The following is an 8687-nucleotide window of genomic DNA, read 5'->3' on the forward strand; positions in this document are numbered from 1 at the left end:
CGTTTCCCGCCGGTGCCGTCCTCTGGGCGGCTACGGTGTCCGAAGAGGGGTGGTGAACCATGGCGACGCACAGCGCGATTGAGTGGACCGAGGTCACTTGGAACCCCGTGACCGGGTGTGACCGTGTCGCCGCGGGCTGCGACAACTGCTACGCGCTGACTCTGGCGAAGCGACTGAAGGCGATGGGCGCCGAGAAGTACAAGAACGACGGCGACCCGCGAACGTCTGGACCCGGGTTCGCGGTGACGCTCCACCCGTCCTCGCTCGATCAGCCCTACCGCTGGCGCTCCCCGAAGGTCGTCTTCGTGAACTCCATGAGCGACCTCTTCCACGCCAAGGTCCCGCTGGACTTCATCCGCGACATCTTCGACGTCATGCGCGAGACGCCGCGTCACACCTACCAGGTGCTGACGAAGCGCGCGCACCGCATGGCACGGGTCGCCGACAAGCTCGACTGGCCCGACAACCTTTGGATGGGCGTCTCGGTAGAATCCCTCGACGTCGTCGACCGCATCGACCACCTACGGGCGACGCCGGCAGCCACGAGATTTCTATCCTGCGAGCCGCTCCTGACGGCCATGCCGGGGCTGAACCTCGAGCAGATCGACTGGGTGATCGCCGGTGGCGAGTCGGGCCTGCATGCCCGACCGATGGCCCCTGAGTGGGTCGAGGACATCCGCGACCAGTGCCTCCGCGCCGACGTCGCGTTCTTCTTCAAGCAGTGGGGTGGCCGGACGCCGAAGGCCAACGGCCGCGAGCTCGATGGCCGGACCTGGGACGACATGCCAGCGTTGGCGGCAGCAGGCGTCTAGCGCCACCACGGGCGCTCGGACGGATCCCAGCAGGGCTCGCTCTTCCATTCGGGCAGCGGCCCGGCGTAGTCGCCGAAGAGCGCCTCTTGGCCCGACTGCGCGTCCAGTGCCTCCTGCCTCATACGCGGCTCTCGCTCGGCGGCCTTCTTGTAGAGGTGGGACATGATCTTCAGGCCGGCCTCGTGATCGGTGGCGAAGACCATGTCGTAGAGCGCGGTGCCGGTCTTCATCGTCATCGGGATCCGGATCGTGTGCCGGTAGCCGAGCTCGGTCTCGAACTGCCAGCGCAGCAGATTGACCATCTCGGCACGGAAGTCGCTGGCCGTGATCGAGTCGGCCTGTCGCGCGCCCAGGATCTTTCGCCACCGGTCGGACCCGTACATGCGGTCCACCCGGTCTGCGAACGCGTCGCCGTTGCTACCCGTGGCGCCCTTCACGATCATCGCCGGCGACCACAAGATCCACTGCTCTGACTTGAACTTCCCCTTCCGGAAAGCAGCGAGCGTCGCCATCGTCTCCCAGTGCAGCTCGGCTGCCTGCTGGTCGAGGAAGGCGAACATCGGTGCCCAGCGGACGTCATTGAGATCGGCGAGCATGCGCTTGACCGTGACGTTGCAGTCACCCGGGTAGATACGGAACGGCGCCCCGGGATGCCGCGCCTCAAGATCGGCCTTGATCCTGGCTGCGCGGGGCGGCAACTCCCCGAACGCGAACCGAGTGAAGGACGGGGTCGTTGACAAGGCGATGCGCGCGGACCCGTCGAACTTCTTCTCAGTGTCCCGGTCGAAGTTCTCGGGCTCGCCCGCCATCAGGTCGAGGTAGATTCGTTCCTCGACGGACTTGGCGGCCTGGTTGAACGCGGGCAGGTAGCCCTGGAGGATCTCCAGCTTGTTCCTTGACCAGTAGCTCCAGCCGCGCGCGGTCATGGGTCTTCCCCCCTAGCTACGCAGATATCGCCGCAGCATGAGCGTCGCCCGGACGTCGTCCTCGTTGTAGTCCAGTAGCTCAAGCCACGCCTGTTCGTAGCCGGCCCGCGCTTTCGCGATCCATTCCGCTGAGCTCTCCCCATCAAGCCCCTGCGTGCGCCAGCTGGCGCCCCCAAGAGGCGCCAGCGTCTTGAGGCTGAAGCCATCCGTGCTCGAGAACCGGCCACGCACGAACTCAAGCAAGTCGGTCGCAACGGCGAGGAGGTCCGCCGCGTCACCGCCGACCTTCTCGAGGAACCTTCGTTCGGTGACTCCGTAATGGAACAGGCGAACCTGTAGCCCAGCTTCCTGGGCTTCTCGGATGACGTCGGACACCTGGCTGACCAAGGACTTGGCTTGGAGCACATCGGGATCGGAGACCACCTGGGACGACCCAACGCTGTGGTACTCGGAGTCGGCCACTCCGCGGCGGGTGACGAGGTAGCCCCAGAGGTAGACGCCCGTATCGTCGTGTTCGACATCCAGGTCGATCTCGACGTCGGCCTCTTCGAGGTCGTCGCCGACAACTTCGCGACGTGCCTCGACCTCTCCAGCGATGTCGGGCTTGAGCACCACCTCGTCAGTGCTCTCCGATTCCTCAGCGACGACGGGCAGGATGCGTGCGACGGCTGCTTCGATCTCCTCGGTCAGTCCGGCGCCAGTCAACGCCGCACGGACGGCGCCGCGGGTCGCATCCGCAGTGGCACCGGGGGTGACGTTCGCTGCGACCTGTTCGGCACGCTCGACGATGCTTACTAAGGCTGCATGATCGGCGTTGCTTGAGTCGTAGGCCTCGAACGGCACGTAGAAGACGTTTTTGTCGAAGTCGCGGGGACCGAAAAGGCCAACGTTCTGCAGCGGGGTCACGCGCCGGAGCAGTACCTCAGAGTTGAGGATACCGACGAGGTACCGGCCCTCAGCAAGGCTGCCGACTGGGGCCCAGTAAAGCTTGTGGTCGATGACGGCCGTTGGATCCTGAACTAGCGCTGCGGTCAGAGCCGATCCAGCCTTTGTATAGACGACTCGCTGGCTCGCGATTGGAAGCTGTGAGGACAACTGGCTCATGTAGTCGATCCGAGTGAGCAGGTCCGAGGGGTCCGTCTGGACCTTGTTGCTCTCCCAGGCCGTCTCCGCCTGCGTCCACCAGTCAGAGAGCCCCTGGTTCTCGGCGATCTCGCTGGGGCGCATGAGCCGGTCATTCTCGAGTGGCAACACACTCAGGATCGGCTCGAGCGGTCGGTACGGGGCAATGCTCTCGCCCAGGTAGGTACGCCGCACGTGCTCGGTTTCCACAGATCCTGTCAGCGTCGATACGTACTTCCACGGCTCTTTCTCCTGGCTCGTTCGGCGTGACCGAACGCGCCGGCGACCCGCGCCTGCACCGAGCGCGCTTGCAGGCGCGTCTTCGACTGTGACGAGCACACGAGGAACGAGGATGGCGCCTTGTCGGAACTTGCGCTTGTACGGAGAGACGGGAAGGTCGTCGCCCGCATTCAGCTGGAACACGTTTCCGTTGGAGATGGTGAAGGTGGACTTAGCCTGCTGCCAGGTCGCGTCCGGAGCGCGCAGTGTCGAGTGCCACTTTCGCACCGCCTTCGTCATCCCGACCGCAAGGTTTGTGCGGGACCCGCTGATCACACACGACACCATGGGGAATCCGGTTGGAGCCTTGGTCAGGTCCCAGGTCTCGCCGAAGGAGACGGTGATGTCGCCTGCCTGAGCCGAGGACCACTTCCCTGACCGGAAGCCGGTGTGCGGCAGCCGGGTCAGCGTGCCGTGTGGCATGACGAAGGCGAACGAGCCTTCCGGGTTGAGGTACATCTCGACGGCCCGCGTCACGAACAGTGTCGAGAGGTCGCGGCCCGAGGCGCCGAGTCCTCCAGTGAGGAGATTCCTGGGCTTCGCCAACGCCTTGTAGCGGGCCTTCATCGCGTCGGTCATCTTGCTGTAGCGGAGCCACGGCGGGTTCCCGACCAGCACGTCGACGCGGTTCTCAGGCAGGGCGAGCCAGATCGGTCGGATCAAGTTGCGGACGTAGTAGCCCCAGATGTGGTTGCGACCGCTGCGAGCGAGGTCTCGCATGGTCGCGAAGGTCTGCCCGAGGATCGTGCGGTCCTCCTCCGCGATCTTGAACTGCTTGAAGACCGGCGTGATCAGTGTGCGGTGCAGCGTTCCAGAATCATCGAGCGCAAGATCGGCCATGCGGGCCACCAGGCGGTCGAACACTGCGGCGTCCTGGAGAACCGACATCGGGAACACGAGGTCGTCATCACCGATGATGCCGCCACCCTTGCCGACCAGGTCGTCAGCCGTCGTGGCGATTGAGACGGCGTCGTCACGTGTGAACAGGTCTCGGTTCTGCTCCCATTGGAGCGAGTCACCGAGGTAGATCGGAACCGAGATGGCTGGCCGCTCCGAGTGACGCAGTCGTTCCGGGCCGATGGCCAGTAGGTAGGTGACTCGCGCCAGAGTTACTGCGACAGGGTGGATGTCCATGCCCAAGACGTGACTAGTCAGGCCATCGACAGCTTCTCCGACGCCGAGACCAGCGGTGTCGGCGGCATCCAGGTACGCGCGAGCCGCGTGGAAGACAAAGGTGCCCGAGCCGCAGGAGGGGTCGAGGACTCGCTGGTTGAGTGGGTCGGTGACGGTCGCGTTCACGACCCTGTCCGCAAGCCAGTCGGGGGTGTAGTACTCGCCCAGCTTCGCCCGCATCTCCTGAACAATGATCGACTCGTACAGGTGCTTCAGGACGTCGTGCTCGACGCCGCTCCAGTCGAACCGGGAGACCCGGTCGGCCAGGGTGCGAACGAACGTCGCCCCTCCCGGAACGGCCACAAGCCAGTCAAAGAAGTCGGCCTCCACTACCCCGTGGATCTGGGCCTCGTCGAACTCGCGGCCGGTGACTAGGTCCTCCGCGGCCACGGGCCCAGCGGCCGACACGTCGATTCCCAAGACGGCGTGCGCGATGATCTCTGCGGTCAGGACGAGCAGCGTGTGATTGATGAACGCGTCGGAGTCGTCTTCGAAGTCCGATCCGAAGGCAGTCTTCAGCAGCTTGGCCCACAACTGGCGCTTGAGGACGACCTCGGGAGCTTCTCGGTGAGCCTCGTAGAGCGCCGATAGCTCCCGGAAGTCGAGGAGGTGTGCTGGTGAGCTGGCGCCCAAGCGCTGCTCGATTTCGGCCGGCGTCGGCGGGACAGCGGTCTCAGAGGCGAGGATCGCCTCGAGCCAGAGCAGCAGTGCGTCCGCGTCGGCGGCGTTCTCCAGCGAGGAGATCTCGACGAACTCGTCGTTCTGCACCAAGTCATAGAGCACCCACGTGACGCCGTCAGTCAGGATGCCGACGAAGCGGCGTCCATACTGCGCCTGCCGAGTCTTGAGATAGCCCTTGAGCTGTTCTTGGCCGTCGGCCCGGACCGCGGCGTTGCGGAGGTCCTTCTTCACCTCGATCACGCAGTGGCAGATGGCAATGTCGATGCGCCGACGGGTGCCGTCCGCCGTCTGCTCCTCGAGCTTAGGTGCCTGGTCTGCCGTGAGGTTGAGCTCTCCGCCGGCCAGGAGGGTTTGAATCTCGGACTGGATGTCGGCCTCAGTGTGGATTCCACGTGTCGCGAGGCGCTGCACAGCCCTGGTGATGATCTCGTTCGCCACTCAAGTCCCTCCGGTTGACCGTGACGCGGTCAACAGTAGGGGTTCAGGCCTGTGTGCGATGGGGGATCGCGGGCGGAAGATCGAGTCGTTCACGAGCCAAACCGCCCTTCACACGATACGGACCATTCGTGGCAGACGCTCCTAGCAGCGCGTACAGCGGGGAGTGCACCTGCCGATATCGGCGAGTTCGGGTGAGTCAGTGGACGGCAGCGACCTGGACGCCCTGGCGGCATGCGCTCCCGGCGTGCAGACCCGTCGCAACGTCGGCGCACGGATTCGGCCGATCGACTCACACGGAGCACCCTCGATCGTCGGCGGTTCGAACTACTGTCTGCCCATGCTTCGTCGCCTTGATTCCACGACTCAGTACAGGTCGCTCGGCCAGGGGTTCTGGCCCTCTAGCATTGCCTTCGGCAAGCGCACTGTCATCTACGGGCACAACGGCAGCGGCAAGTCCACCCTCTCCGACCTCCTTCTTGAGATCGCGGCGGGCAGCTCACCCATTGACGCGACGTGGGAAGACGAGAGCGGCAACACACACAGGATCGTGAAGGGCGGGGGAGGGCCGTCGCCCTCGATGGCGGTCTTCACCAAGTCATGGGTCCAGAAAAACCTCTCGGAGTTCCTCGAAGGAGCGGGCGCCTCGCCCATCGTGACCCTCGGCGAGGAGGCGATCGAGGCCAAGGAGCAGGAGCAGGAGCTGCTCGAGCAGATCGAGGACTTCGGCTCCAAGGCGAAGGAGGCCGACAAGCGGGCTCAGGACCACGCCACCAAAGCCAAGAAGCTCGCGACCGCGGCTCAGGACGCCATCGCGGACCAGTTGAGGGAGTTCGACTACACGCGCTTCAGCAAGAATCGCTACTCCATGCCAGTGGTGGAGGGACTGCTCCGCGACTACAAGGGCGAGTACCCCGATGAAAACCAGCACGCGGAGGCGCTCAAGCGCCTCGGCGAAGGCGCCGCCGAACAAGTCACCGACGTGGCGCCGCCGCCTGATGGCCTCGCAGGCGCGCTCGCGAGCCTTGATGCGGTGCTGACCGCAACCCCCACCAGCGTCGCGCTCGAATCTCTCGCCGCCGACCACAGTCGTCAGGCATGGGCGGAACGGGGCATGCAGCTTCACGAGGAGCTGGACGAGTGCCTCTTCTGTGGCAACGCCATCACGTTGGAGCGGCGCAAGCAGCTTGCGAAGCACTTCGACAAGAGTTGGTTCGAGATCCGCGAGCGTGCCCAGGCGCTGTTGGGGGAGGTGCAGCGAGCTGAAGCTGCCTCCTCGGCCTGGCTCACGACGCTCCCCGACCCCTCGGAACTGGTCAGTGAGCTGCGAGACGGCTACGGCGAGCACCTCAAGGCCGCCCAGCAGGAGGTGACGGCGCGGCACGAGGTGCTGGGGCAGCTCACCGCCGTGCTGAGCGCCAAGGTGGAAGACCCGAGCACGACACCCGCCGCCCCTGATTGGGCTCTCCTCGAAGCCACCTTCTCGGTGGCGGCCATGCAGCAGGCCATCTCCGAGCACAACAAGCAGGCCGACGAGCACTCGGTTGTCACCGAGGAACGCTGTCAGACCGTCCTTGACTACATCATCGGCYCCCGCAGCGAGGCCTTTCGGCACCTTGAGGCGCAGGCCACCGCCGACAAGACCGAGGCCAAGAAGGCAGGGGAGGCGGCTGACCTTGCCGACCGCAGACTTGAAGACGTTCGTCAGCAGCAGTTCACTACCAGCAAGATGGCCGCAACGCTTACAAAGGACTTGGCCCGGGTCTACGGCAAGGACCACTTGAGCGTCACGGTGACCCCCGATGGGAAGTCCTACTCATGCCGTAGGGGGAACGAGGCCGCCCGCCACCTCAGCGACGGGGAGCGGACCACGCTTTCCCTGCTCTACTTCCTCCGCAAGCTCCAGGACGAGACGAACCGCAGTGCCCCCGCCGAACGCATCGTGGTGGTGGACGATCCCTCCAGCTCGCTGGACCGCGAGGCGCTCTTCGCAACTCACCAGTGGCTGCACGACACCCTCAAGGACTTCGGGCAGTTCGTGGTTCTGACCCACGACTTCCACCTTCTCCGGCTGTTCCTCAAGTCCCAGAAGAACCGTTGGACCGAGTCGGTGAAGAAGATCGACAAGGGGGACGCAGCGGAGAAGCAGTTCCCCGCCGTCGCCTTCCTAGAGGTGTTCAGCACTACTCAAGGCGAGCAGCGGGTCAGCAGGATGGAAGAGCTCCCGCGGATGCTCAGGAACAACGTCTCGGAGTACGCCTACCTCTTCTCGATGGTGATGAAGGGCGTCGCCGATGCCACAGACTGTGAGCGTCTGTTCCTGCTCCCGAATGCTGCTCGCCGTGTCCTTGAGTCCTACGCGAACTACAGAGCGCCACACCTGCCTAACTTCGACCAGCAGTTGCGGAGCCTCATCGAGGATGAAGACGCTGCCGAGGCCTACAGGGACGTCTACGACTTCTGTAACCGCTACTCCCACGGAGAGGGGGGCGAGCACGTCGATGTGTTGGACGCTCGCGCGGTTCACGGCCAGATCCGCAGAACGATGGAGTTCCTCAAGGACGTGGATCCGAAGCACTTCAGCCGCATGTGCAAGGCCACTGCTGTGGACGAGGGGATCCTGGCCTGAGGTTTTCCATGGCCGGTGGTCGCGGCTCGTCCTCGCCGGAAAAACTCGATGGCGCCGCGCTCCGTGCCAGACGTCCAACCGGCACCATGGCGTCGACTAGACGTCATCCACACGCGCTCGCGTGGCCCCTGGCTCGCGACCAGCCGTCACGGCCGTGGGCCGCACTGGGGCCGCAGACGAACGAAAAACGACCCCTGACGATGGAAGACGTCGGAAGGTGTCTTCGCAGGTCAGGGGCCGTTTTCAGGCACCTAGACGGTGGGCATCACCCACGCGTGACTAGATGTCGTAATTCTGATGCCGCTAGTGATCTGACCTGCGGAAATGCCGATTCAGGGTGGCGGTGGGGTGCAGGTGGTACGCACGACATCGGAAGACGCTGGCAGATGTCGAGCCCGTAAGCATCGTAGGACCGTGCATCTCAGATCTCGTAAGAGTCCCCAGGAGTGGTGGGCTTTGAGGAACCACGGCGAGGCTGCCTGACGTAGACGGCCATCGGCGGGATCTTCGGTGTGAAACGACCAAGAGACACACTGAAGGAGATCCACCGATGGCCTTGCCCCAGTCTGCCCTGTCCGAGCTGCTCGAGGCATTCCGTGCCGGTGATGGCGTCGATCTGATCCGTGATTC

Annotated in this window: 5 protein-coding genes; 2 read left to right on the plus strand and 3 right to left on the minus strand. The window is 64.5% G+C overall.

Features of this window, described 5'->3' with window-relative positions; all coding sequences use genetic code 11:
- Nucleotides 1-59 precede the first annotated feature (59 nt).
- Nucleotides 60-812 (plus strand): DUF5131 family protein, encoded by a 753-nt coding sequence (locus tag L615_RS16380; protein WP_145725765.1) that lies wholly within the window; start codon nucleotides 60-62, stop codon nucleotides 810-812.
- Here the strand turns inward: L615_RS16380 and L615_RS16385 are convergent.
- The gene (locus tag L615_RS16385) at nucleotides 809-1738 is read right to left on the minus strand and encodes a three-Cys-motif partner protein TcmP (protein WP_145725766.1); all 930 of its coding nucleotides are present in this window, start codon (nucleotides 1736-1738) and stop codon (nucleotides 809-811) included. The two genes, L615_RS16380 and L615_RS16385, sit on opposite strands and share 4 nt — an antisense overlap.
- A 12-nt stretch (nucleotides 1739-1750) precedes the next feature.
- Nucleotides 1751-5431, minus strand: a complete 3681-nt coding sequence (locus L615_RS16390; RefSeq protein WP_145725767.1) for an N-6 DNA methylase — start codon at nucleotides 5429-5431, stop codon at nucleotides 1751-1753.
- Between the two features lie 199 nt (nucleotides 5432-5630).
- Between L615_RS16390 and L615_RS16395 the strand changes: the two genes are divergently transcribed.
- The gene (locus L615_RS16395; protein WP_261376739.1) at nucleotides 5631-8057 is read left to right on the plus strand and encodes an AAA family ATPase; all 2427 of its coding nucleotides are present in this window, start codon (nucleotides 5631-5633) and stop codon (nucleotides 8055-8057) included.
- 421 nt (nucleotides 8058-8478) lie between these two features.
- Here L615_RS16395 and L615_RS23840 read toward each other — a convergent pair.
- On the minus strand, nucleotides 8479-8687 hold a 209-nt coding region (locus L615_RS23840), incomplete at its 5' end, for a hypothetical protein (RefSeq protein WP_222430584.1).

The organism is Nocardioides sp. J9 (assembly GCF_007829375.1).
Taxonomy (GTDB): domain Bacteria; phylum Actinomycetota; class Actinomycetes; order Propionibacteriales; family Nocardioidaceae; genus Nocardioides.

Coding starts and splice junctions, on each gene's coding strand:
- L615_RS16380 (WP_145725765.1), top strand. CDS start 60: ATGGCGACGCACAGCGCGATTGAGTGGACCGAGGTCACTTGGAACCCC.
- L615_RS16385 (WP_145725766.1), bottom strand. CDS start 1,738: ATGACCGCGCGCGGCTGGAGCTACTGGTCAAGGAACAAGCTGGAGATC.